This window comes from Nostoc sp., assembly GCF_036917675.1.
Taxonomy (GTDB): Bacteria; Cyanobacteriota; Cyanobacteriia; order Cyanobacteriales; family Nostocaceae; genus Nostoc.
The window spans coordinates 100,478-124,258 of record NZ_JBALCT010000071.1 but is presented as its reverse complement, the minus strand read 5'-3'; the positions used below and the strand labels follow the sequence as shown (position 1 = coordinate 124,258).

Genomic DNA, 23,781 nt, shown 5'->3' with positions numbered 1-23,781 from the left:
AAAGTCAGGGTATTCTTGGTTCAAAAATCCTACTGGTTTTGGTAGATTTTCTCTAACTAAGTAAAGCTTTGCGTAAAATTGTGGCAAATTGAGGGTTGGAATTTTAACGCAAAGGGGCGCAGAGGGAAGCGCAGAGGCACGCAGAGAATTCGCTACGAATTAATGAGATGTTGTACTAAGGTAGAGGCGGAATCTACCCAATAGTAGACTAAACTTGCTTTATATTCAGGTGTTTTATACTGTCCTGTATGCATTTATGTCTTTATACAAAAATGTGGCAACACAAATAGGTCTTTGGCAGTCTTGAAAAAATAGATTTTAAAACCTTTACTAGTTAACTATATAATTCGATACACGTTGTCCACAATTATCTGAGTTGGGGTCGATGATTATCGTAAATTAAAGGGTTTAAGACTGAATGTCAATACGTAGCTCAAAGTTTTGGTGGCTCCAACTCAGGTCATAAAATTTTGAATTTTGAATTTTGAATTGTTAATGTGTCCATCTACTGGTAGGTATGTCTAACCATTCCTTGAACGTTGCAAGATCAACATTATTTTGGCGGTGTCTATTCGCTGTTGTTTTCACTAGTAGTTCGTTGCTCCCCAACTTTGAGAGCAAAGCAGCAAGGGCGCAAGGAACTGAGTATTGTCAGTTATCATCAACGGCGGTGCAAGAAAAAGAAAGCTTACGTTTATCAGCCCTCAAAGGCAATGAAGATGCTCAAACGAGCTACCAGAATATGGTAGAAAAACATGGAGAAGAATTACGAGAATGCCGCACTCGGACTTGGCCGCAAATCCAAGCCATTTGGTTGCGGTTGTATCCGTGTGACATTCAGCCAGGAACAATTGATCAGATTATGGATCGGATTGTTAACCGTGGCTATAACCAAGTTTATTTAGAAGTATTTTACGACGGACAGGTACTATTGCCAGCAAGAGCTAACCCGACGGTTTGGCCTGCTGTGATTCGCACTCCAGGGTCAGAAAACGTCGATATACTTGCCACAGCGATTAAAAAGGGTCGGCAACGCGGTTTGAAGGTCTACGCCTGGATGTTTACTATAAATTTCGGGTATACTTACGCCCAGCGCCGAGATAGACAAGGTGCGATCGCTCGTAATGGCAAAGGTCAAACGAGCCTATATGTTGTAGATAACGGCTCTCAAGTATTTATCGACCCCTACAACTTGCAAGCAAAACGTGATTACTACCAATTAGTACAAGAAATTTTGCGCCGTCGTCCAGATGGCTTGCTATTTGACTATGTGCGTTATCCTCGACAAGCTGGAAGTGATTCTATCGCCACCAAAGTTTCAGATTTATGGCTATTTAGTCCTGCAACCCAAGAAGCTTTATTTAAACGGGCACAAAATTACAAAGGGCTGGACTTAATTCGCCGCTTTTTGAGTAAGGGATACGTCACTGGCGGCGATATAACGGATGTTGATAAACTTTATCCCCAGGAAGGAGAACCCCTCTGGCAAGGACGCATTCCCCCACCAGCGCCAAGCTCAATCTTGCCTGTAACTGATAGACAACCACTTTTGCAATGGGAGTTATGGCAGCTTGCCGTTGCCCACGCTATGCAAGGAATTTTAGATTTTGTCACCTTAGCTAGTTACCCAGCAAAGCAGCAAGGTATTCCCACAGGAGTGGTGTTTTTCCCTGATGGCAACCAAACTGTCGGAAAAGGGTATGACTCCCGTTTGCAACCTTGGGATCGGTTCCCCACTACATTAGAGTGGCATCCCATGTTATATGGGACTTGCGGTAATGTTAGTTGTATTGTGACGCAAGTGCAACGAGTTTTGAGTATGGCAAAACCGGGTACGCAGATCATGCCGGCTTTAGCTGGTCAGTGGGGAAAATCCGTCAGTAATCGTCCACCCCTAGAAGTGCAAATGCAGGCACTTCGGCAATTTGCCCCCCAACTGAAGGGAGTTAGCCATTTTGCCTATTCTTGGCAATATCCTGAAAGTGATAGCGATCGCAAATTCTGTCGGGTTAAGTAGACTTCTTGCAATCGTAAACAGAGGCATAAAAATGAAGCGTAAATGGATAATTTCACTTTTGGTACTGCCAATCCCCATTTTAGCTTTAATCTACACTTATAATTCACGCGCTCAGACCATAACTAAGATAGCTCAGAACAAAGTCACGATAGATAAAATAAAGCCAGTTCTTACGGTAGGACTAGATCAACCTGTTGATATTTCTGCAAACGCCCAAAAAATTCTTCAAGGGTATGGAGGTGAATTCAAATCAGCAGTACCTTTACCAGACCTTACTGTGTCAGCACAAAAAGCGCTTGAAATAGCAAATAAAATTACGCTTTCCAATTTAACGCAACCGCCTATTAAAACCACAGTTGAATACTTATCCTACACAGATAAAAACCGAGGTTTTATTAATAAAAATGTTTGGAGGGTGGTTTATTGGGGTTCACCACTAATGATGACTGTACCTCGACCTCCGGCTAATGCAGATGGCTCTATTCCCAAAGTACAACAACCCAGTAGCAAGAAAGCAATTACTTATGTTTTGATAGATGCTAACGATCCTGATGGGAAAAATGACTTTATTACCAGAGTTTCCGCAGGACCTGTTCACGATTAAGTTTTTACCTTTTTTGACATGAATTAACTTAAAGCCAAGTCCTCTGGTGTATTACAGTTAAATAACATTTCGGGTTCTGATAAAGGCAAAACTTCTACAGGATATTGCCGCAGCCACTGCTGAAACGATCGCCCCCCTTGGTTGATAAACTCTAGGAGTTGGGGCAAACAGCGACGGCGATAGAAACCACATAGAGGTTCCCAGCCTTTGGGATGATCTGCTAAAGCTGCGATCGCATCATCTCCTACGCTATCAAGTTTAGTTGCCCAATCTTGCAACACCTCAACTCGCAACCTCGGCAAATCGCAAGCTAGCAGCAGCACCCAATCTGTCTGTACTTCGGCTAGTCCTTGGGCAAATCCAACTAGAGGTCCGTGGGCTAGAGGTTCTCCAGATAAAGGGACTTCCCGAATAAACTGGCAACCAGGCAAAAGCAAGTCTTGATAGCGTTCTGGCCAAGGAGTGATTATATAAACACTATCGGTACACCTTTGAGCAATGCTACAAACTCGCTGTAACAACGGCACTCCTTGAATGGAAATCAAGGCTTTATCCTGACCCATACGAGAACTTTTACCGCCCGCTAAAATAAGGGCAGTTAATTTGCTACGCGAGTTAATGGTCATTCGTCAAAAAAATAGAGGGTAAAAAACGAGTCAAACTAAATTAACCCCAAATGCTGAAAGTAGAATAAATTTATTCTCCACTTAAACCCCATCATGGCTATCCAAGAACTCGAACAATAACTCCTTCAGCTTTCCCCCAACGATAAACTGTACATCATTCAACTCCTTGCCCAAAGCCTGACCACACACAACAACACCCAACCAGATCAACCAAGCAAACTCTCAGATTTTTTCCGTCAATCCCCCCTAGCTGAACTCACCGAAGAACTAGACCTCAGTCGAGATCGCAGCCTCCCCCGCGATGCCTTTACTATTAATTAATGTTAGTTTTGTTTCGCTCGATTCAACCTGTGAATCGATGTAATTCTACTTGAAAGTCTTATCAAGCTCCAACCATAGCGGAAACATGAATACCATTTGGGGTTAAAAATATTACATTTGGATCATAAGATATTTCTTGTTTCTTGAAGCCTCCAACCTGTATTAGGGTGGTGTCTCCGCTCAAAAATCTAATATTAATTCCTCGGTTCTCCGTCGAGTACGTGATGTCAACATTGAGAACTTCACCATTTGGCAGCCTTACTGGGGCTAGATGAATACCAAGGACATTTTGAGCTTCTGAAAGAGGATGTGGATTTACGTTCAGTAGAGGCTTCAGTTCAATTTCGTAGAGGCTTTTCCATTGCCCCGACAAATCTTCTCCGTACTGTAAATACAACTTCATTTGATCTTCCTAATGTTAATGTATTGTCCCTCACTATCTAATTGGTATTCCCCCATGCCCAATCCCTATTCAAAATCATCCCCTATTCTGACTTTTGTCTACTTGCTGCAATAAATGCTCTACACTTTCTGCTGGTGCCAGACACTTCAAACCTTGGCAAACTAAACCAACGCTTCCCTCTGGTAAATCAGATGTGATAGCAAACACAGCCGTTGGTAGAAACTTGGGGATCAGAGAGTTTATTTGCTCACTTGTGCTGCGAATCAAGGTAGAGTTACGATACCAATCTAAAGCTGTAAATAAACTGGGACAAGCTTGGGGAGCGCGATGCATGACGCTTCTAAAAGCTTTTAAACCAAGTTCTGCTAAATCCAAATAATCTAGATTATCGGTGAGTAAAGCCAGACGCACAAGGTTAGCGATCGCAATTCCATTAGGTGCTGGTGTAGCATTATCCGCGTAACTACGCTCTCTGACAATTAAATTTTGACTCAAATCACTGGATGTGTTATAATATCCACCTAATTCTACACTCCAGAGAAATTTGTTGAATTCATCTTGGATAGCGATCGCTTTTTCTAACCATTGCTTCTGCTCAGGGTTGGAAGCTTGTAAATCCAAGAGAGCTTTAATAAAAAAGGCATAATCTTCAGACTGAGCTAAAACGCTTGGTTCTCCTTGATAGTTGAGTCGGTGGAACCGCCCATCGACAAACTGATTTTCCCAGATAAAATTCGCCGCTCGTGCTGCTAATTCCAGATATAACGGTTCTTGGAAAACCCCAGCAGCCCTAGCCAGCCCAGAAATCATCAAGCTATTCCAGGCGACAATCATCTTCGTATCTGTCACCGAGGGAATACGACCTGGCCAGTTAGCGGTTTTTGCTTCCTGGTTGTTACGAGCCGGGGGAAAAGTTTCCTCTTCTTCAGAACTAACGCCATAGCGAGCGGTAAACAGCTTGCTCAGTGCCGTTTCCAACGTTGCACTCAGTTGCCCTGAATAGCGTCTTTGCAAGACATTACGACCTTCAAAGTTGCCGTTAGGTGTCACCGTAAACTGTTCTAATTCCTTTAATTCTTCAGGCGTTAACAGTTGTTCTAATTCGCTGTAATTCCAGACGTAAAAGGCTCCTTCTTCTGGTTCTACCGCCGTCGATTCAGTGAAACTGTCGGCATCTTGAGAGGCATAGAAGTAACCTTCCGGCGCGGTCATTTCCCGCTTTAGCCATAGTACAGTACCAGCAACTGCCCTCTGAAACGCTAGTTCTTGCACTCCTGTACTCCACAAAGAAGCCAGAAACTCCACAATCTGTCCATTATCGTAGAGCATCTTTTCAAAGTGGGGTACTGTCCAAGTCGGGTCAACAGTATAGCGATGAAAGCCACCGCCCACATGGTCATAAATGCCTCCCAGTGCTAAGTCTAGTGCCCGTTGGGTACAAACTTGGTTGCCATCATAGCGAGATTCAAAATTAAATCTAGTTCCCCGCAGTGCTAATTCTGTGTAGGGAATCATCGGAAAGCTATTGCCAGATTGACTAGAAGAAATTATAGCTGTACTGGTTTCCCAACCTTGGCGAAGTAATTTATGGTCTTCAAGCTCGGTTGTCATACCGTCTTGCAACACCGCAGACGTGAGAAGAGACTCAATAATTAAGGCTTTGCGTTGCTGTAAGTCTTCTTTTTCTGTATCGTAATAACGGCGAAGCGTTTGCAACACCTGCAAAAATCCCGGACGACCATAACGCGGGTCTACAGGGAAATAAGTACCAGCGTAAAACGGCACTAAATCTTCTGGGGAAAGAAAAATATTCAAAGGCCAACCCCCTTGACCGCTCATCATCTGCAAAGCCTGCATATAGATGCTATCGAGGTCAGGTCTTTCTTCCCTGTCTACTTTGATGGGAAGATAATTGGCATTCATGTAGTCAGCGATCGCAATATCAGAAAAAGCCTCGCCTTCCATGACAGTACACCAGTGGCAACTAGAATAGCCAATGGAGAGAAAAATCGGTTTATTTTGCGCCCTTGCAGTTGCAAGTGCTTCGTCACACCAAGGCCACCAATCAATCGGGTTTTCGGCGTGTTTGCGGAGATACAGGCTCTTAGCTTCAGCAAGGCGATTAGTCATGATCAAATGCAAGTAGTTGCCTTCTTTGCTCAGTCTACCCTGTTCCCAGGAGTGTTAGCCTAGACGGCTATTGTAGATACGCAAAAAACCCTACAAGCGAATTACCCCTTAGGTAGAAGTAGTGTATGTCTTTGACCGTACCAATTTGAGATTTTGGATAATGGATAATGGAATTGGTTTTTCGGTTCAAGCAAGGCCGCTATGCTTGCTCTCAAATCTAAAATTGCAAATCTAAAATCCAAAATTGTTTGATATCGCCTACACCTGTGGAATTTATGAAACAATTTTATTGAAACGATCGCAATAGTAAGCTAACCATATTTGGTGGCGTTTCTGGCACAGGGGATGCTGTCTTTGTCTGAATTAAAATATTTGGGCTAAGTCCTGCTATCAGGTGGAGCAACAAGGTGATGATGGCGGCTTGTACAAATTTTTCCAGCATGGCACGTCTCTCTCTGAGTGGATAGCATTTCAAGTAGGACTGGTTATTCTAAATACACCTCGTACTCTCGATTTACCGAATCTAACAAAAATAACTTCATAATTGCTGAGGTAAATCCTAAGAAAATGTTTAAAATGTTACTGGATATTTAGCGTAATTACTTAAGCAAGTTGGATTGCGGTTATCGGTCTAATTACCACATCGCCAAGGTTGGGCAGCAAAGGGCGAGACATGAAATTGGCGGCGGTTGGAGTTTTTTGATTTATTCTTCCCTAAATCGGGATATTCTATTAGACAGCTTTTGTCACTAAAAAGTGCCCTTAGAGGTTAAAATAATTCGTAATTAAGTAATGCTGGGCAAAGGAAAACGAAAAAGATTTAATTTATCTACCTGGGAACAGTAGAGATCAACCCTAGTTTGGTGCTGTCACCGATAAAATGGATTTAAAGTAGCCACAAACACGCTTCCATGATTCCTATCGTTATTGAACAATCGGGTCGAGGTGAACGCGCCTTTGACATCTACTCACGGCTGTTACGTGAGCGCATCATCTTTTTGGGACAACAAGTTGATAACAACATTGCTAACTTGATTGTTGCCCAACTGCTGTATTTGGATGCTGAAGACTCGGAGAAAGACATTTATATGTACATCAATTCTCCCGGTGGTTCGGTGACGGCTGGTATGGGCATTTTTGACACTATGAAACATATTCGCCCTGATGTCTGTACCATTTGTACCGGATTGGCGGCGAGTATGGGTGCTTTTCTCCTCAGCGCTGGTGCTAAAGGTAAGCGGATGAGTTTACCCCATTCTCGGATTATGATTCATCAACCTTTAGGCGGCGCTCAAGGACAGGCGACTGATATTGAAATTCAGGCGCGGGAAATTCTGTACCACAAGCGGCGGCTAAACGACTATTTAGCTGAACATACAGGTCAACCAATTGAGCGGATTGCTGAAGATACTGAACGTGACTTTTTCATGTCGCCAGAGGAAGCCAGAGAATATGGCTTAATTGACCAAGTGATTGACCGTCACGCTGCTGGTAGCCGTCCAGCAGTTGCTCTTGTTTAGTCATTAATCATTAGTCATTAGTCATTAGCAAAAGACTAATGACTAATCAAAATCCCGCTAACGGGTCTGGCTGAGATTGGAGGTATTTGAGGAATTCTTCTAATTCCTCATCGGTTAGTAAAAAACGCGATCGCTTCCCATAAGTTTTAATCAGATGTTCCCGTCCCCACTCTACCGTCAACCCTGAACGCTGCATTTCAGCATCAGTTTTAGTCAGTACTTCAAAAAAATGCACAGGATACAATAAATGTACAGGATGCATTTTTGTGGTTATATTGTCTGATTCTTCTGAGTATATAGATAAATTTTGTAACTCTTCATATTCCGCGTAAAGCTCGGAGTTGTCTTCTGGTATAGAGTGAGATTCCAAGTATCTGAGGAAATCTAGTAATTCTTCCTGGGTAAGCAAAGTGCGAACAGGCTTGTTATAAGTTGTTATGAAATACTGTTCTTCCTCCTTTTGTGTCCAGAATAAGCGTTCTATTTCAACATTAATTTTGGCGATCAGAGCTTCGTCTAATGTTGGCATAGGTAAAGATGCAAGGTATTGAAGGAAGTCTAGTAATTCTACTTCTGTCAGCAAAGTACGCGATCGCTTCCTATAAGTTTTTTTCAGATGCTCCCGTCCCTGCTGTCGTGTCCAACATAACCGTTCGATTTCAACATTAATTTTGGCAATCAGAATTTCGTCTAATCCTGATGTCGGTTGAGGTGCAAGGTATTGGAGGAAGTCTAATAATTCTACTTCTGTCAGCAAAGTATGCGCCCTATAGTTTTTTTTGAGATGTTCTCGTACTTGGTCTGTTGTCCAGCCTAATTGCTGGATTTCGACACGTATTTGAGCAATTACTTCAGAAAAATTCACAGGTTCCATAACTTCGTCACAGTTTCAATAGCCTACGTTATTAGTCATTAGTACTCACTAATGACCAATGACAAATCAAAATCCCGCGATTGGGTCAGGCTGTGATTGTAAGTATTTGAGGAATCCATGCAATTCTTCTTCAGTCAGCAAAGTTCGCCCCCGCTTACCGTAGGTTTTAATCAGATGCTCCCGACCTTGTTCTGGTGTCCAACCTAAACGCTGAAGTTCGACATCGGTTTTAGCAATTACATCCGATAAATCCACGGGTTCAGCTTTCTTCTTTCTCTTTCCTGTGACTGACGGAATGCCGACATCCTCTTGAGGGCTATAACTCCGAGGTGTAAATGGTGTGACATTATTGGCAGAAATTCCGGGAAAGGTTTGATTTTCCACCTGGTTATCAAAGGTTATTTCCAAGTTTTCAACTGGAGGATCAAATTCTAACTCCCGGTTGCCAGTCACAGGAAAGTTTTGACCTAAATCCTGGCTATAGGTATCGCTTTCTAAAGGCGCAGCATTGCTGTACCCGTACTGTTCGTTACTGGTTGTTACTACTTCTGGTTTGATGTTCCGTACTCTGGAGGGCGGGATAGATATTTCTTTGTCGCTGACCACTGGCCATTGACTACCAACAAAATCCTCATCTTTTACAGACGAATAGGCAGATTCATTTAATCCACTTTTGGTATTTAAGGAAGGGTTTAGCTGCTCGGGGGAAATTGGATTTGAGGTAAATGCCACTGATGCTGGTGGCGCATTTGTAATACCCAAAACTATCAGCGCTCTAGTTCTGGCTTGGTCTTCTGCTGCTTCTACTGTTTCTGCTGCTGCCATACCCGTAGCACGGGTTACGCCTTCAATTTGCACGCTTGCCCGGACAATATATTTTCCTTGATAAATTTGCACTAATTCAGAAATCAGACTGCCCTTGGGATACAAGCTCTGGAATTGAGCCAACATAATACTGCTACCAATCTAAATATTTTTAATAACGGGGTCGATACTGCCTGTATGCTCAAGCAAGGTAAACTGCCCTTACTTTAATTTACATCCACTCGATCCCCAGGATGCGTGTCAATATTGCATTTCTTTATTTTTAATTGCTTGCTATGTGTGATCAGTTTCTTAGCAGGCGATGAGCAGGTATAATTCATGCTCTGGGTGATCAAGGTGATATTTTTGCTTTGTCCGGTGTCCCAATTGTAGCAGTAGCTCTTTTTTGACGAGATTTTTGGCTAGTGCCAACTTACCTGGGTAGTCTTGCTTGCAATGCTATACTAATTACCCAACTGGATATCTAGAACTATTTTCTGGAAATGCGCTCTAAATCTACAATAATGAAGATAAGGTTCGCCCTCACTGCTTATTAAGCTGCTCACCTAATTGTTACCGATTCTACATGTGGGAAAATTGGGTTCATCGGCAGTTCCTCCTAGTTAAAATCAGAGTCTAATGGCGTAAAATTACCTTCACTCTGGACAATCAAACACCTGTAGTTTCCACGCCACTTGCTCCACTTGGGGAGACCCCTCTGAGCGCAGTGGCTTTCCTGCATAGCGCTTTTGGGCAGCATGGATTCTCTAAACTAGCTTCTCAAAAACCCGTCGCGTAATTACCTAGCGGGGCTAAATTTTAATCAGGCGTGCAATCTGAAGTTTGGTTAGGTGAAGAAACTTGAACGCAGGCGAACTCTGAGAGCATCGTGCAGTGAGAAGTTCGTATATGCCCAGAGTTGTTCGTGGGTCGGCTTCCTTGCAAAGGAACTGCGGGAGTAGTTTCCCGCTCTTGCTGGGTCGGGCTTCCTTTCCTTAGAACTTAGGAAGCTTTGTCTCAGGACAATTCGTTTCCAGCTTGTTTCTGTAAGCCGTGAGGGTATACAGAAAAGAACCAGATTAAACAACAAATGATGTTTTGACCAAAGGTCGGTTCACTGCATGGAATTTTCAATCGCTACACTCCTTGCCAATTTCACCGATGATAAATTGGTAGCTCGGAAGGTTTTGGAAAAGAAACTTGGCTGTGAAGATGAAAAAAGTTTACAAAAACTTCACATTGCCTTAGATGTTCTTGAAAAAATCGGTATTTTAGTGAAAGAACGAGGCAAATATCGCCGTGTCTCAGAAGAGGGAATAATTGAGGCAAAACTCCGTTGTTCTAGTAAAGGCTTTTGCTTTGCGATTCAAGATGTGGAAGGCGCTGAGGATATTTACATCCGCGAAAGTCATCTGAGTAATGCTTGGAATGGCGATCGCGTTTTGGTCAGAGTTCTCAAAGAAGGCAGTCGCCGTCGCTCTCCTGAAGGGGAGGTGAAGCTGATTCTAGAACGTTCCAATCACACGTTATTGGCACGAATTAAGCAGGTGGAAAGCGGTTTCCGGGCTGTACCTTTAGATGATCGATTGCTGTTTGAACTGAAGATCCAACCTAGCGGGGCGAAGTTGGAAGAAGCGATCGATCACCTGGTTCATGTGGAAGTCTTGCGTTACCCGTTGGCACAATATCCCCCACTGGGTCGAGTGGTGCAAGTTCTTGGTAGCGATGCTGAAGCTGCTGCTGATATAGATTTAGTTACGTGCAAACACGACCTTTCCCGGACTTTTCCAGATAATGTCCTAGAAGCAGCCGCTAAGTTGCCCAAAAAGCTGCTGAAAGCAGACCTGAAAAATCGGTTAGATTTGCGTAATTTGTTTACTCTCACTATTGAAGGGGTAAATGGTGGCGATACCAAAGTTATCGAAAACGCTTTTAGTTTAGAAAAAAACTTAGCCGGAAATTGGCTTTTAGGCGTTCATATCACCGATGTTTCTCACTATGTCCAACCTGACGAAGCCCTAGATAGAGAAGCATTCAAACGGGGTAAATCGGTATATCTGGGAGAATTGGTGCTGCCAATGTTGCCTGCAAGTGTGGCAGAACGCTGTTCTTTAGTACCTGGAAGCGATCGCTTAACCATCTCTTTTTTAATTACAATTGATCCCAAATCAGGACAAGTTCTGGAATGGGAAATTCAAGCCAGTGTGATCAACGTCGAGACTGCACTGACTACAGAACAAGCCCAAGCAATTCTTACAGGTCAATCTCAAGATCAATCCCCACAGGTTTCTCAGATTCTGCAAGACCTCCAAGCCTTGCAAACAGCCGTGAAACAGGTGCGGTTGACTCGTGGTAGCCTCCAGTTGAATCTGCCGCCCAGCCAAAACGCCTATTATGATGAGGGGATTCTCGGTACTGTGGTGGTGAATGATTTACCGGTGCGATCGCTACTCACGGAGTTGGTGCTGCTAGTTAATCAACTAGTAGCAACTCACTTAAATGCCCTTGGTGTTCCCGCCATCTGGCGAGTCCAAGGCACACCCGATGTTGAAGATGTCCAGGAAATGCTGAAATTGGCAGTCAATTTAGGCGTTGACTTAACACTAGATCCAGAAGTCGATATCCAACCCTTAGATTATCAACATTTGACCACAGCTTTTGCCGAATCTCCCTCTGAGCAAGTTCTTACCTACTTATTGCAAGATACACTTAAGCCGTCTGCCTACAGCACCACCAAAGGATCTCACTTTGGTCTGGCACTATCGCAATATGTTCACTTTAGTGCCCCCTTGCGGCGTTACCCAGATTTGCTCATGCAGAGAGTGTATTACACGCTACTTGAAAACGGACGCGATCGCCGCAATACCCGTGTCAGAGAGCGCGTTAACCTGCGCCACTCCTCCAGCCACGAGGAAATTAACTGGAACGTTTTACCCCCAGAATTGCAACAAGAACTCCAAAGTGATTTAACTAGGGTAATTGTCCAAATCAACGACCGAGAAAAAGAAGTCCAAGAAGCTGAAGCCGATTTAGCCGGACTGCAAAAAGCCCAACTGATGAAGCAGCGCATCGGTCAGGTATTTCAAGGTGTGATTACTGGTGTTCAATCCTACGGTTTCTTTGTGGAAATTGAAGTACCACCCGCCGAGGTGGAGTCCAGCAGTAATCCTGGTGTACCTTTGAGGGTAGAAGGATTGGTACACGTCAGTTCTCTCAAAGATGATTGGTATGAATATCGCGCCAGACAACAAGCACTGTTTGGTCGCAAAAATCGTGCTTCCTACAGACTAGGCGATCGCGTCGCCGTCCAAGTTAAAAGTGTCGATTACTACCGTCAGCAAATTGATTTGGTAACAGTCGGTAGCGATGGTGTCGCCAAAAATTTAACTGGCAATGGTTCCCATGAGGAGCTTTCAGACCTCTACTTACCAAATGATATTGAGCCTGATGACCTAGACTCTTACTCTGAGGATGAGTAAAATCCAGTAAAAGTTACGTGCCAAATAACACTAAGCCTCTAATTTTAGGCGTATCGGGCGCATCTGGTCTGATTTACGCTGTTCGTGCGATCAAATTTTTGCTAGAAGCGGAGTATAGTATTGAATTGGTTGCCTCTAAATCAACTTACATGGTTTGGCAGTCAGAACAGGAAATTCGGATGCCACCAGAACCAACTGGGCAAGAACAATTCTGGCGAGAGCAAGCTGGAGTTGAACTTTTGGGGAAACTGCGTTGCCATCCTTGGGGTGATGTTGGAGCCGGGATTGCCAGTGGTTCCTTTGCCACTCTGGGGATGATGATCATTCCATGCAGCATGGGTACAGTGGCAAAGCTAGCGGGTGGCTTGAGTTCCGATTTACTTGAACGGGCGGCGGATGTCCAACTCAAAGAAGGGCGAAAGCTGGTCATTGTTCCTCGTGAAACGCCTTTTAGCCTCATCCACCTACGTAACTTAACCTCTTTAGCAGAAGTTGGAGTGAGAATTGTTCCCGCTATTCCCGCCTGGTATCACAATCCCCAAACCATCGAGGATTTAGTTGATTTTGTCGTTGCCCGTGCTTTAGATCAACTAGATATTGACTGCATCCCAATTCAGAGGTGGCAAGGTCGTCGCTAAGGACTTCAGCAGATTGATCGTAATATTTCACAATAGTCGTGACGACTCCACACACTGTACCCGTAGGGTCAGTGTGGGCTTCTTAAGAAATTAAGAAGTACGTCATTAGCCTGAGTAATTCGTTATACAAGAATTACTACGTTTTCCAAGAATGTATAGGCACTCCGAGGTATAGGGTTAGTAACCCATTTCCTCGTCCCGGACACCCTTACGGGTTCGCCAGTCACTCATGGGGGAAACCCCCTGTTCTGCGCGTCTGGCTCACTGCGATTGGTAATTAAACATTCCTACAGGTAGAGGGGAAGTGTTACCAGTTTGAAACCTTGGGTAAACATTGGCAAAGGAAACCACCCGCAAGGGCAGAACTCTTTAATAGTTCAGAAAAAACAAAATGAAAGTCTACGTCAAAAATAAACATGGACAACCCTTGATGCCCACGACAGGACGAAAAGCGCGAATACTTTTGCAATCAGCCAAAGCCAAAATTGTTGGAAGAGATCCTTTTACCATCCAACTGATTTATGGAAGTAGTGGTTATAAACAACCAATTATCTTAGGAATTGACACAGGCTATAAACACATTGGGTTTAGCGCTATTACAGAAATCGAGGAATTAATCGGTGGTGAAGTAGAACTTCTGCCTGGAATGTCAGAAAGGCTCACAGAACGCAGGAAGTATCGCAGGACTCGCCGTAATCGATTACGTCATCGCACACCTAGATTTGATAATCGCAAGCGTAAAGAGGGATGGTTAGCACCATCGATTCAACACAAATTAGATACTCATTTACGATTAGTAGAACGGATGAAATCTAGGCTACCGATTACCAATATTGTGGTAGAAACAGCCAAGTTTGACATCCAGAAAATCAAAAAAGCTGATATTCAAGGCGAGGAATATCAACAAGGGGAGCAGTTAGGTTACAGGAATCTGACAAACTATATTCGTCATCGAGACTGTTATAAATGTCAAAACCCAGATTGCAAAAACAAGCAGTGTAAGAAGATTCTACAAGTTCACCATCTGAGCTATTGGAAAATTCCACCAGACAGAAGCAATAGACCCAGTAATTTAATTACACTGTGCGACAAGTGCCATAGCTCACCCAATCACAAAAAGGGAAAACTGCTGCATGGATGGGAGCCAAAAATTAAGTCATTTAAAGCAGAAACTTTTATGTCTACTATTTATAAACACATAGTGGAGATGTTAGAAGCAGAACAAGCTTTTGGCTATGAAACAGACTTCCAACGAGAACAATTAAACATAGTCAAAAGTCACCATAATGATGCCTTTATAATTGCTGGCGGAACTAGCCAAAAACGCACAGAGTCTTTAATGATTGAGCAAATCCGTCGTCATAAACGCTCAATGGAGCAGTTCTACGATGCCAAGTATATCGACAAACGGACTGGTGAAAAAGTATCTGGTTCTATTTTGAATTCCGGCAGGCGCACTCGCAACAAAAACCTCAATGGTGAAAACTTAAAAGTGAGTCGTGGTCAGAAAGTTTCCATTGGGCAACGTCGCATCAAGAAACAGCGTTATCGTTACAATCCCAATGATTATGTGCAGTTTGAAGAAAAAGTTTATCGGGTTATTGGAATGCAAAACTTAGGAACTGGTGTGAAGATAGCCGACTATCCTGGTGTTGCCAATAAAGTAGTCAGCGTCAACAAAGTTCAATCCATTAAAAGGAGAAGTGGTTTTTGTATCCGCAGATGATTTGGCAATAACTCAACCATCCCACTCTCTCATCAACCAAATGGTTGATATTGGTCGGAGATGTTTTCGTTATTGCCACGCCTTATATCTCACCACTGATTCCGAAGACGGAATTGAGTGGGAGGCTTACGGCGAAATTGCTAAAAGGGTAATGATAGTGTCAGTAGTCAGTAAACAGTAATCAGACTGACAACTGACAACTGACCACTGACAACTGATAACAGACAAAATTGCTATGGCTGTAATTCGCTTAATTCTATTGGTGGCGGTACTAGGAGGACTAACGCTGTTGTTAGTCCAAAATTGGTCACCTGCCCTATCCCTAGTATTTTTGGGCGTGCGAACTCAACCATTACCACTAGCGATATGGATTTTGTTCAGTACTGCCACTGGTGCTTTCACATCTATATTGATTGCTACCTTGTTTAACTTATCTAATTATTTTGTGGGAGGACAACGCCGAACTCCTGACCGCTCAACTGCAACTTCGCCTCGTGCGAAGGCAACCCGGAGAGAAGAACCTACATCTCGCCCTGCCAGTCCTCCACCACCAGCTAGTAAAAAAGAAGCGCCTAGCAGTGATGTATTTGATGATTGGGAGACAAATAGCAGTAAAGATGATGATTGGAACTTTGATGAAAAGTCAGAAGAAGCGCCTACCCCTAATCCTCAAGCTCAACCTGCTAGAGATTCTAAAACTTACGAACGTCAATCAGAAGCCAAAAGCAGTTCTCAATCTGGTTCAGTTTACTCCTACAGCTACCGTGAGCCAAAAAATACGGCTGCGGGAAAAACTGAATCAGTTTACGATGCTGATTACCGGGTAATCATCCCCCCTTATCAGCCACCGACTACCAATCAAGCGGATGATGATGATTGGGAATTTTTTGATGATGATGATGATTTTGATGATGATGGTAAACGCCCCCGTCGGTAAGATGTAGCAGGCTACATCTCTACTTGATGCCACACTGCTCTCTAGACTCCTGCTTGACCTTACCAGTCATGCCAGCTTCCTGCAAAGTCATGAAAGCATTAAAATCTTCCAAGTCATACCGGGTAGTCAACAGTTGTCGTAGTTGATTTTCAGCTTCCACTGTCAAATAGCCAGTTGCTAAGGCTTTTTGTACAACGTCACGAATTCGAGTCATAGTTGATGCCTCACTCATCCTACTATTTATTAATTCAGGCTTATTGGGGTGAAATATGCAGTAGTTTTTGTGCCAAAACTTGAAATTTGCCAGGGTTTTTTGAGCGATCGCACTAGATAAGTCATCATTTATACCTTTTTCAGAAACATTTAATTGAGCCGAGCTTGTTATAACTGAACTTTTAGAATAACGAGTACGTACTTTTAGGAACACAGTATTACGTATACTTAAAATAACACACCAAAGTGAAAACCCGGATTATTTAGATAGACAGAAATTGTTTGGATAAAGTTTCAAACAAGCTATATTAATTTTTTCGCTAAGTCTAAGGATATTCAAGCAGCAATTACCAAGTTACTACATTCCTTAGAAATTCATCCTTTATTATTTTAGGTAATTTTACAGAAAAATCGTTAATCGATTGACTAAGTTACTTTAAATACATTCATAACAGTAATAACGGCAGTTAATTCAACTCAAATAGAAGATGAATTTGTCGAAACTAAAAACAATTGGGAGTTAGAAAATTTATACGTAAATTTGATGTCCGCAAAGGCAAAAGCCTTGAAAAACATTGAAAATAGATTTATCAGAGGTTTACTTTGTAGTTGTATTCCTGCGGAAATTACTAATGTCGGTTATCAAAGTCGTAGTAGCAGTACTGTTAGAGTTTATCTTTCTAATTGATTATATAAATACATAGGAGAAATGCTGAGTAACCAAGTAGATACTTAGTGAAGCTGAAAAACTGGAGTCGCCCCAAGATGCGTTAGCGTACCCCCTACTGTTAATCAAGCTACGCCTAGCGTCTCGCACCAGAAAGTATCGCTTTAATGCAATAGAGTAAAACATTATAAGTTATCGATTTATTAGCGATCGCCAATCAAGTAATTTTATCTGGTTGCGCGATAGGTGCAAAACTCCGTATTTTTAAATCCTAGATTGAGTCGTTGAGTTTATAATTTGAAACTGTGACTCAGAACTCAGAATTGGAGCGAAGCAACTGGTGAGCAGCTTATTACAAGGAGTCAACCTGTACTTAATTGGCATTATGGGCGTTGGTAAGACGACGGTAGGGCGCTTACTCGCAAAGGAATTGGCTTATGGGTTTGTGGATACCGATAATGTCATTGCCCAAGCAACAGGTAAATCCATAAATCAGTTATTTGCACAAGTTGGTGAAGCCGGGTTTCGCCAGGTAGAAAGTGACGTGCTTTCACAAGTTTGTGCTTTTACAAAGTTGACTATAGCAACCGGTGGGGGCATTGTAATGCGGCGAGAAAACTGGGGTTACTTGCACCACGGTTTGATAGTGTGGCTAGATGCGCCAGTGGAGATAATTTACAGCCGTTTAGCTGAGGATACCACAAGACCACTGCTACAAGATGTTGATCCTAAAGGTAAATTGCGATCGCTCCTCGAACAACGAACACCACTTTATTCTCAAGCAGATTTGCACATCATCGAGCGAGAGGGAGATACACCTGAAGACGTTGCCAACAGAGTACTTGAGGCAATTCCTAGCGTTCTGAAAACACAAGTTTCTCATTAGGAAGACTCAAGTTACCAAATTTTGGCCATCCGTAGGACAAACCCTGATAATTCTGGATTGCCAGTAACTGCTTCGGGATTTTCCAAAACTTCAAGTTCCCGATTCGTCCGGTAAATGTAGACTTTTCGATTCTGCCGATCAATTAACCAGCCTAGTGATGCACCGTTATCGATGTACTCCTGCATTTTGTCTTGTAATTTTATCAGCCGATGTCTACGACGGGCTACGCCTACGCTCAAGGAGCGTAACTCAATCACAAAGCTGGGACAAATTGGTGCAAATGAGGCTTTTTGTGCATCTGTTAAGGCGTTCCAACGCTCCAGTTCAATCCAAGAAGCATCAGGGGAACGCATCGCTCCATTAGGTAGCGTAAAACCTGTACTGGAGTCAAAGCCTATGCCAGTGCCATCTTGTTCAGTCCAATACCCAAGCTGTGCAGCAATGTTAAAGTTACGGTTGCCCGTATCTGAAAAAGCTGGTGGCATTATGATGACTTCCCCATTAGCAGTACGCTCAATTCGTAAATCTCTATTGGCTTGACAAAATTCGTAGAACTGCTCATTTGTCATCTGCACAAGGAAGGGGAAATTTACCGTTAAGGGTGTGCTTTCAGTTTGAATTAGCAGCGTGGTCATTTTCATTCCCTAGCTTCAGCCGAATGATTTTAATTCTAGAGGTTTGAAGGAGCGATCGCTTGCTTATTGTGTCAGGGAATGTGGGAATAGTTAATTTGTAGAGTGCGTTAACAAAGTAACGCACCATTTTGCTCTAGCCCGTCTCATCTATCACACATATTTGTGGGATTGACTCTAGAGCTTGAAGTTTTACTGCTGTGTCACCAAAGAATTCAATGGATATTGAAGAATTTTTCACTCGTTTAAATGCTGACTTTGGCATCAGAGATTGTGACGAGTTACAAAGTCTTCTACACTGACTGAAATAGGTTTTAACTCTCTCTGTTAGGCTCCTCATGACGTTCAACGATTCTGAATACATCAGGCAAACTGAAGCCACTCGTGTACGTGTATTAAGCGAAGCACTACCTTATATTCAACAATTCGCCGGTCGCACTGTTGTTGTCAAGTATGGTGGCGCAGCGATGAAAGATAGCACACTCAAAGACAAAGTTATCCGCGATATTGTATTCTTATCCTGCGTGGGCTTGCGTCCAATTGTAGTCCACGGCGGTGGCCCAGAAATTAACAGTTGGTTAGATAAGCTGGGCATCGAACCACAATTTAAAAATGGTCTGCGAGTCACTGATGCCGACACAATGGATGTGGTGGAAATGGTTTTAGTTGGTCGAGTTAACAAAGAAATTGTCGCGTTAATTAATCAAGCTGGTGGATTGGCTGTAGGACTTTGCGGTAAAGACGGTAATCTATTTACAGCCCGTCCCCAAGGTCAAGAAGGCATCGGTTTTGTGGGGGAAGTCAGCAATGTGAATATCAAGATTTTGGACACCCTCGCTAGCAATGGCTATATTCCGGTAGTGTCCAGCGTCGCCGCAGACGAAACAGGGCAAGCTTATAATATTAACGCTGATACTGTAGCTGGAGAAATCGCTGCTGCACTAGGAGCAGAAAAGTTAATTTTACTGACCGACACCAGTGGAATTTTAAAAGATTACAAAGACCCATCTACTTTGATTCCGAAAGTAGATATCCGCGAAGCCCGCGAGTTGATTGCTGATGGTATAGTTAGCGGTGGGATGATTCCTAAAGTAAGTTGTTGTGTGCGATCGCTTGCTCAAGGAGTCCGTGCAGCACACATCATTGATGGTCGCATTCCCCACGCCCTGTTACTAGAAATCTTTACTGATGTTGGCATCGGCACAATGATCCTCGGTTCGCAGTTTAACCCGTAGAGGGAGATGAGGGAGTCCTACGGTGTATACGCAACTCATCAAATTACCCAAAACAAAAACCTCACCCTGTCCTGACGTTAATCCTTCTCCTTACTAAGGAGAGGGACAGGTTTTGCGCAAGCATAACCAGGGTGAGGTTTCTTTGGGCTATTCGATAAACCCTAAATGGCGTCCGAGAGACTTGTGTGTAGGCTGTAGGCTACGAGCAAAGGGAGCAAGGGTAAAACAAAACTAAAACCCCCACTAAACGGCTCTGTCTCCTTCAACCCTTTCAGATTGCCAGCTTTTGAAAAGATTCCAAAAAGATTGCTGGCGTTGGCAAAATAAAAATAGTGCTGATTTTTTATAGAAGACGTGAGTGCAGAAAGTTTAGAAATTGCTAAAACCCGCTACCAAACGGGGAAAGCTGCCTTTGAGAATGGGCAGTACCGCGAAGCCGTAGAAAATTTAGAAAAGGCCAGCGCCTTGTTAGCTCCTAATTCTCGCCTTGGGGGGGAAGTAGAAATTTGGTTGGTGACAGCTTATGAAGCAGCTGGACGCACGGATGAGGCGATCGCTCTTTGCGAAAGACTCAAACGCCATCCCCATTTTGAAACCAGCAAACAAGCGCGGCAGATGCTTTACATCTTAAAAGCACCAAAGCTGAAAAGACCCAGCGAATGGATGACCCAAATCCCAGATTTGGGCGCACTATCCGATAATGAACTCAAAATTTCTGTAGCTACTAAGTCTACTAAATCTTCTGTGCAGCAGAAGCCTAAACCTACGGAGCTAGAATTTGTTGACCTCACTCAGGTCAATACCAGAGATAATCGCTTTATCTGGGTGGCGCTAATTGCCATTGGTTTAACTATCTCGTACTTGGTTTGGTTGAGTTTTTCAGGAACCCCTGGCTGATACCAATTTTGGATTTTGGATTAAAATTCTTTACCAAAACGGTGTTCTAGGAATCTCAAACAATACTAATAAGTCAAGATTGGTTAAAAGTTTGACTTTTGGAGAAATTTATGGTTTTAACTTCTTCAATTTTCGGAAAGATTTTCTTGTGGTTAATCAGACCATTTAGTTTTGTGTTGACAAATATGAAATTTCTCTCACCACTGAATGGTCGAAATCGAATGAACCGCGTTTTTCCCATCCGAAATCCGATTCTGTGGGTAGTGCTGTTAACATCTCTGCTAGTGTCTGGCTGTGTGAAGTACGATGTGGGGGTTAATTTTGATAATTCAAATAGTGGTGAACTAGTACAGCATATTAAATTGGGAGAACGGCTAACCAGCTTTAGTGGCGATTCTGTGTACGAATGGTTAAAGAGCATAGAACGCCGCGCCCGTAAAGTTGAGGGGAAAGTGCAACGCGTTTCCCCTGAAGAAATCATTGTCACAATTCCTTTTAGCAGTGGTAGGGAATTGCAAGAGAAGTTCAACGGATTTTTTAACTCCCGTGCGAATCAATCCTCTGAGACTGTGCAGAGCGAATCTGATTCAGAACTGCCAAAAATTGAATCAAACGTCCTCTTGGAGCAGAACAATTTTTTACTTTTAGTCCGAAATCGGTTAATTTATGATTTGGATTTGCGATCGCTGTCTCTAATTGCCAGCAAAGGTAACGTCCTGGCTAATGCTGGTGCAATTCTCGACTTGGAATTTAGCTTGAAGACTCCTTGGGGAGCTAAAAATATTCAACAAACTGAAACTGCCGTTACGCCAGAAAAAAATGGGAATCGACTAGTGTGGAAACTCCAGCCTGGTGAGCTAAATCACATAGAAGCTGTTTTCTGGCTTCCCAGTCCCCTTGGTATTGGTGCGTTGTTAATTATCCTGTTTGTCTGGGGAGGATTGTACTTGAGATACAATTTCATGCCAGATCCCAGAATTCAGTTTCCTGCCAAAGTAGCGGCGATCCAGGAACAGTAGACTATTCATCTGTTCAATATTGTCAGTTAAGCCGATGGAGAATGCATCGGCTTTTTTACACTTCTCTCACCTTTTTGCAAAAATACGCCTTCTATGCAGGAACAACACATCGAGAAGATCAATGAGATTCTGCTTGGCTACTTCTGTGGTGGTACATTACTCGACATTAACTCGACCAAGGATAACATTCCTCTGGTTGCTGCTAACGTCCAAAAATCGACGCATTCTTTCTCGGAAGGTCAATTGCTGTACATCTATAATGTATTCTGGGGTATGAACAAAAAGGCTCTAGTTGTTGGTCGCCATCGCCGCAAGCATCGACTGATCCTCGGTGTCTGCCCGATTGCGTCATTGAGCAATTTCCGACCGAAATTGGTCTATGAACCAGCTGTCATCCGCAAACTGCACGGAAGATATATTGATGACCGTATCTTTATGAGATTCTTCGATCTACCTGGTGAGTTTATTTATATTAAAGATTACATTCGGGCGATCAGTTAAACATTAAGTTAGCCAAAATTGTCCAACAGTTACTTTATGGTAACTACTTTACTTTAGTAACTAGTTACTTTTAGTATCTGATGTAATGCTTTGAAATAGAAACTCAAAAAAAGTCAAAGCAGTAAATCCTAGCTAATCAGGAGATATTTGATGGTAAACATTCTACATATCGATTCCAGCCCCCGTGGTGAACGATCGCACTCCAGAGAACTATCTAAGGAATTCGTCAGTGGTTGGAAGGCAGCGCATTCTGAAGACGCGATCGCCTATCGAGATTTAGGACATTATCCAGTTCCTCACGTTAATGAACCTTGGATTGCAGCTGCATTTTCACCACCAGAAACCCATACTCCAGAATTAACTGAGGCACTTAGGATTTCTGACGAACTGATTGATGAGTTTTTGGCAGCCGATCGCTACGTCTTTGGAGTGCCAATGTACAACTTCAATATACCTTCCACTTTTAAGGCTTACATCGACCAAATCGTTCGCGCTAACCGGACTTTTGCTATAGATGCTCAAGGCGGCTTTAGAGGGTTAGTTGAGGGTAAAAAGGCAGTTGTCATTACAGCTCGCGGCGGTGACTTTAGTCCGACATCTCCTGCTGCTCCCTATGACTTCCAAGAACCCTACCTGCGGACGATTTTCGGCTTTATTGGGCTTACAGACATTCAATTTATTAACGCTAATAGCATGAACGAAGGTGATGCCCGTACCCAATCTCTATTAGAAGCACGGGCAGCAATTCAAGATGCGATCGGCCAGTGGTAATGTATTGACATTTAAAATTGGGCATTGGGCATGGGGCATTGGGCAATTCAATTTTGGATTTGGGATTTTAAATTTTGGATTAAATTTCAATCTAAAATCCAAAATCTAAAATTTAAAATTCTTGCTCCCCCTGCTCCCCTGCTCCCTGCCTCTTCTTCAGGGTGACAAACGCTCAATTTTCCAAGTGCCATTATCTAAACGGCTATAGAGCAAGCGATCGTGCAGACGGCTAGAGCGTCCTTGCCAAAACTCAATTTTTGTGGGGATCACTCGTAAGCCTCCCCAATGAGGCGGTCGAGGAATCTCCTCATTTTCATATTTGCTGTTAAACTCCTGCAAGCTTCGGTCTAGAACTTCTCGGCTTTCTATCACCTCGCTTTGATTAGATACCCACGCACCCAGGCGACTGTTGGCAGGGCGACTGTCAAAATACTGGTCAGACTCAGTTTCGGAAACTTTCTCTACATATCCACTAATTCGGACTTGACGCTCCAGTTCTGCCCACCAGAAAACTAAAGCCGCCTGGGGATTTTCTGCCAGTTCTTGTCCTTTGTGACTATTGTAGTTGGTGAATAAGACAAAGCCCCGTTCATCAAAATCCTTGAGAAGCACCATTCTGGCCGAGGGCTTACCGTCTGGGGTGGCGGTAGCAATGGTCATCGCATTGGGTTCAGGAAGTTGTCCTGCTAGAGCCTGATCGAACCATTTTTTAAATTGGATAAAAGGATTGAGGTCTACTTCCAGTTCGCTCAAACCTTCCAAGGTGTAATCCTTGCGAAGGTCAGCTACAGTTTTGTCCATTGTGATTTGTTTCCTTGGGATCAGTCTGTGTTAAAAATATCTATGATGATGATCAACGCCATCAAGAATTTTAAAAATTC

At 43.1% G+C, this 23,781-nt stretch carries 23 protein-coding genes and 1 pseudogene; 15 read left to right on the top strand and 9 right to left on the bottom strand.

Translation table 11 applies throughout. The features are described from left to right. Nucleotides 1–517: 517 nt before the first annotated feature. Both V7K31_RS27650 and V7K31_RS27645 read left to right on the top strand, forming a co-directional pair. The gene (locus V7K31_RS27650) at nucleotides 518–2,017 is read left to right on the top strand and encodes a family 10 glycosylhydrolase (RefSeq protein ID WP_335098809.1); all 1,500 of its coding nucleotides are present in this window, start codon (nucleotides 518–520) and stop codon (nucleotides 2,015–2,017) included. Beyond that, the gene (locus tag V7K31_RS27645) at nucleotides 1,983–2,621 is read left to right on the top strand and encodes a hypothetical protein (RefSeq protein ID WP_335098806.1); all 639 of its coding nucleotides are present in this window, start codon (nucleotides 1,983–1,985) and stop codon (nucleotides 2,619–2,621) included. Before V7K31_RS27650 ends, V7K31_RS27645 begins: the two co-directional genes overlap by 35 nt. A 23-nt stretch (nucleotides 2,622–2,644) precedes the next feature. On the opposite strand, the gene V7K31_RS27640 is transcribed toward V7K31_RS27645, so the two are convergent. The 4 genes from V7K31_RS27640 to V7K31_RS27625 all read right to left on the bottom strand — a co-directional run bounded on the left by V7K31_RS27640 (nucleotide 2,645) and on the right by V7K31_RS27625 (nucleotide 6,543). Then, nucleotides 2,645–3,247 carry a molybdenum cofactor guanylyltransferase gene (locus tag V7K31_RS27640; RefSeq protein ID WP_335098804.1) on the bottom strand — a complete coding sequence of 201 codons (603 nt, stop codon included), beginning with the start codon at nucleotides 3,245–3,247 and terminating at the stop codon, nucleotides 2,645–2,647. A gap of 382 nt (nucleotides 3,248–3,629) precedes the next feature. Further along, nucleotides 3,630–3,971, bottom strand: a complete 342-nt coding sequence (locus V7K31_RS27635; RefSeq protein WP_335098801.1) for a hypothetical protein — start codon at nucleotides 3,969–3,971, stop codon at nucleotides 3,630–3,632. A 75-nt stretch (nucleotides 3,972–4,046) separates the two neighbouring features. Next, nucleotides 4,047–6,101, bottom strand: a complete 2,055-nt coding sequence (locus V7K31_RS27630) for a thioredoxin domain-containing protein (RefSeq protein ID WP_335098798.1) — start codon at nucleotides 6,099–6,101, stop codon at nucleotides 4,047–4,049. Nucleotides 6,102–6,387: 286 nt separating this feature from the next. Next, the gene (locus V7K31_RS27625) at nucleotides 6,388–6,543 is read right to left on the bottom strand and encodes a hypothetical protein (protein ID WP_335098795.1); all 156 of its coding nucleotides are present in this window, start codon (nucleotides 6,541–6,543) and stop codon (nucleotides 6,388–6,390) included. Nucleotides 6,544–7,012: 469 nt separating this feature from the next. Here V7K31_RS27625 and clpP point away from each other — a divergent pair, with 469 nt between their 5' ends. Continuing rightward, the gene (gene clpP / locus V7K31_RS27620) at nucleotides 7,013–7,621 is read left to right on the top strand and encodes an ATP-dependent Clp endopeptidase proteolytic subunit ClpP (protein WP_335098792.1); all 609 of its coding nucleotides are present in this window, start codon (nucleotides 7,013–7,015) and stop codon (nucleotides 7,619–7,621) included. 46 nt (nucleotides 7,622–7,667) lie between these two features. On the opposite strand, the gene V7K31_RS27615 is transcribed toward clpP, so the two are convergent. Then, nucleotides 7,668–8,495: a hypothetical protein gene (locus V7K31_RS27615; protein WP_335098789.1), complete on the bottom strand. Its 828-nt coding sequence runs from the start codon at nucleotides 8,493–8,495 to the stop codon at nucleotides 7,668–7,670. Between the two features lie 66 nt (nucleotides 8,496–8,561). Beyond that, nucleotides 8,562–9,446: a hypothetical protein gene (locus V7K31_RS27610; protein ID WP_335098786.1), complete on the bottom strand. Its 885-nt coding sequence runs from the start codon at nucleotides 9,444–9,446 to the stop codon at nucleotides 8,562–8,564. A 974-nt stretch (nucleotides 9,447–10,420) separates the two neighbouring features. Between V7K31_RS27610 and V7K31_RS27605 the strand changes: the two genes are divergently transcribed. The 5 genes from V7K31_RS27605 to V7K31_RS27585 all read left to right on the top strand — a co-directional run bounded on the left by V7K31_RS27605 (nucleotide 10,421) and on the right by V7K31_RS27585 (nucleotide 16,079). Further along, entirely contained in the window at nucleotides 10,421–12,778 is a 2,358-nt protein-coding gene (locus V7K31_RS27605) for a ribonuclease R family protein (protein ID WP_335098783.1), read from the top strand. A gap of 17 nt (nucleotides 12,779–12,795) precedes the next feature. After that, nucleotides 12,796–13,416: a flavin prenyltransferase UbiX gene (locus tag V7K31_RS27600; RefSeq protein WP_334826392.1), complete on the top strand. Its 621-nt coding sequence runs from the start codon at nucleotides 12,796–12,798 to the stop codon at nucleotides 13,414–13,416. Between the two features lie 391 nt (nucleotides 13,417–13,807). Continuing rightward, entirely contained in the window at nucleotides 13,808–15,142 is a 1,335-nt protein-coding gene (gene iscB / locus V7K31_RS27595) for an RNA-guided endonuclease IscB (RefSeq protein WP_335098781.1), read from the top strand. Continuing rightward, entirely contained in the window at nucleotides 15,120–15,323 is a 204-nt protein-coding gene (locus V7K31_RS27590) for a hypothetical protein (protein WP_335098777.1), read from the top strand. The genes iscB and V7K31_RS27590 overlap by 23 nt, the downstream gene beginning before the upstream one ends. Before the next feature lie 54 nt (nucleotides 15,324–15,377). After that, nucleotides 15,378–16,079, top strand: a complete 702-nt coding sequence (locus V7K31_RS27585; RefSeq protein ID WP_335098773.1) for a LapA family protein — start codon at nucleotides 15,378–15,380, stop codon at nucleotides 16,077–16,079. A gap of 19 nt (nucleotides 16,080–16,098) precedes the next feature. On the opposite strand, the gene V7K31_RS27580 is transcribed toward V7K31_RS27585, so the two are convergent. Further along, nucleotides 16,099–16,293 carry a hypothetical protein gene (locus tag V7K31_RS27580; protein ID WP_334826394.1) on the bottom strand — a complete coding sequence of 65 codons (195 nt, stop codon included), beginning with the start codon at nucleotides 16,291–16,293 and terminating at the stop codon, nucleotides 16,099–16,101. Nucleotides 16,294–16,749: 456 nt separating this feature from the next. Here V7K31_RS27580 and V7K31_RS27575 point away from each other — a divergent pair. Both V7K31_RS27575 and V7K31_RS27570 read left to right on the top strand, forming a co-directional pair. Next, a pseudogene (locus V7K31_RS27575) lies at nucleotides 16,750–17,051 on the top strand (NB-ARC domain-containing protein); the annotation flags it as partial. A gap of 248 nt (nucleotides 17,052–17,299) precedes the next feature. Next, nucleotides 17,300–17,845, top strand: coding sequence for a shikimate kinase (locus V7K31_RS27570; protein WP_335098772.1), 546 nt, complete (start codon nucleotides 17,300–17,302; stop codon nucleotides 17,843–17,845). 11 nt (nucleotides 17,846–17,856) lie between these two features. Here V7K31_RS27570 and V7K31_RS27565 read toward each other — a convergent pair whose 3' ends face one another. After that, a complete protein-coding gene (locus V7K31_RS27565; RefSeq protein ID WP_335098770.1) occupies nucleotides 17,857–18,480 on the bottom strand; it encodes a Uma2 family endonuclease in 624 nt (207 codons plus the stop codon). Nucleotides 18,481–18,815: 335 nt separating this feature from the next. On the opposite strand from V7K31_RS27565, the gene argB reads away from it, so the two are divergent. The 5 genes from argB to V7K31_RS27540 all read left to right on the top strand — a co-directional run bounded on the left by argB (nucleotide 18,816) and on the right by V7K31_RS27540 (nucleotide 22,900). Continuing rightward, nucleotides 18,816–19,712 carry an acetylglutamate kinase gene (gene argB, locus V7K31_RS27560; RefSeq protein ID WP_335098768.1) on the top strand — a complete coding sequence of 299 codons (897 nt, stop codon included), beginning with the start codon at nucleotides 18,816–18,818 and terminating at the stop codon, nucleotides 19,710–19,712. A gap of 354 nt (nucleotides 19,713–20,066) precedes the next feature. Beyond that, nucleotides 20,067–20,609 (top strand): tetratricopeptide repeat protein, encoded by a 543-nt coding sequence (locus tag V7K31_RS27555; RefSeq protein ID WP_335098765.1) that lies wholly within the window; start codon nucleotides 20,067–20,069, stop codon nucleotides 20,607–20,609. Nucleotides 20,610–20,719: 110 nt separating this feature from the next. Next, nucleotides 20,720–21,628, top strand: a complete 909-nt coding sequence (locus V7K31_RS27550; protein ID WP_335098762.1) for a DUF3153 domain-containing protein — start codon at nucleotides 20,720–20,722, stop codon at nucleotides 21,626–21,628. Nucleotides 21,629–21,721: 93 nt separating this feature from the next. Continuing rightward, entirely contained in the window at nucleotides 21,722–22,129 is a 408-nt protein-coding gene (locus V7K31_RS27545; protein WP_335098760.1) for a hypothetical protein, read from the top strand. A 150-nt stretch (nucleotides 22,130–22,279) separates the two neighbouring features. Then, nucleotides 22,280–22,900 carry an FMN-dependent NADH-azoreductase gene (locus tag V7K31_RS27540; protein WP_335098758.1) on the top strand — a complete coding sequence of 207 codons (621 nt, stop codon included), beginning with the start codon at nucleotides 22,280–22,282 and terminating at the stop codon, nucleotides 22,898–22,900. Nucleotides 22,901–23,056: 156 nt separating this feature from the next. Here V7K31_RS27540 and pdxH read toward each other — a convergent pair whose 3' ends face one another. Further along, a complete protein-coding gene (gene pdxH / locus V7K31_RS27535; RefSeq protein WP_335098755.1) occupies nucleotides 23,057–23,701 on the bottom strand; it encodes a pyridoxamine 5'-phosphate oxidase in 645 nt (214 codons plus the stop codon). Nucleotides 23,702–23,781 lie beyond the last annotated feature (80 nt).

Bases quoted from the DNA above. Each gene is read 5' to 3' on its own strand.
- V7K31_RS27650 (WP_335098809.1), top strand. From the start codon at position 518: ATGTCTAACCATTCCTTGAACGTTGCAAGATCAACATTATTTTGGCGG.
- V7K31_RS27640 (WP_335098804.1), bottom strand. From the start codon at position 3,247: ATGACCATTAACTCGCGTAGCAAATTAACTGCCCTTATTTTAGCGGGC.
- V7K31_RS27635 (WP_335098801.1), bottom strand. From the start codon at position 3,971: ATGAAGTTGTATTTACAGTACGGAGAAGATTTGTCGGGGCAATGGAAA.
- V7K31_RS27630 (WP_335098798.1), bottom strand. From the start codon at position 6,101: ATGACTAATCGCCTTGCTGAAGCTAAGAGCCTGTATCTCCGCAAACAC.
- V7K31_RS27625 (WP_335098795.1), bottom strand. From the start codon at position 6,543: ATGCTGGAAAAATTTGTACAAGCCGCCATCATCACCTTGTTGCTCCAC.
- clpP (WP_335098792.1), top strand. From the start codon at position 7,013: ATGATTCCTATCGTTATTGAACAATCGGGTCGAGGTGAACGCGCCTTT.
- V7K31_RS27615 (WP_335098789.1), bottom strand. From the start codon at position 8,495: ATGGAACCTGTGAATTTTTCTGAAGTAATTGCTCAAATACGTGTCGAA.
- V7K31_RS27610 (WP_335098786.1), bottom strand. From the start codon at position 9,446: ATGTTGGCTCAATTCCAGAGCTTGTATCCCAAGGGCAGTCTGATTTCT.
- V7K31_RS27605 (WP_335098783.1), top strand. From the start codon at position 10,421: ATGGAATTTTCAATCGCTACACTCCTTGCCAATTTCACCGATGATAAA.
- iscB (WP_335098781.1), top strand. From the start codon at position 13,808: ATGAAAGTCTACGTCAAAAATAAACATGGACAACCCTTGATGCCCACG.
- V7K31_RS27585 (WP_335098773.1), top strand. From the start codon at position 15,378: ATGGCTGTAATTCGCTTAATTCTATTGGTGGCGGTACTAGGAGGACTA.
- V7K31_RS27580 (WP_334826394.1), bottom strand. From the start codon at position 16,293: ATGACTCGAATTCGTGACGTTGTACAAAAAGCCTTAGCAACTGGCTAT.
- V7K31_RS27565 (WP_335098770.1), bottom strand. From the start codon at position 18,480: ATGACCACGCTGCTAATTCAAACTGAAAGCACACCCTTAACGGTAAAT.
- argB (WP_335098768.1), top strand. From the start codon at position 18,816: ATGACGTTCAACGATTCTGAATACATCAGGCAAACTGAAGCCACTCGT.
- V7K31_RS27550 (WP_335098762.1), top strand. From the start codon at position 20,720: ATGGTTTTAACTTCTTCAATTTTCGGAAAGATTTTCTTGTGGTTAATC.
- V7K31_RS27545 (WP_335098760.1), top strand. From the start codon at position 21,722: ATGCAGGAACAACACATCGAGAAGATCAATGAGATTCTGCTTGGCTAC.
- V7K31_RS27540 (WP_335098758.1), top strand. From the start codon at position 22,280: ATGGTAAACATTCTACATATCGATTCCAGCCCCCGTGGTGAACGATCG.
- pdxH (WP_335098755.1), bottom strand. From the start codon at position 23,701: ATGGACAAAACTGTAGCTGACCTTCGCAAGGATTACACCTTGGAAGGT.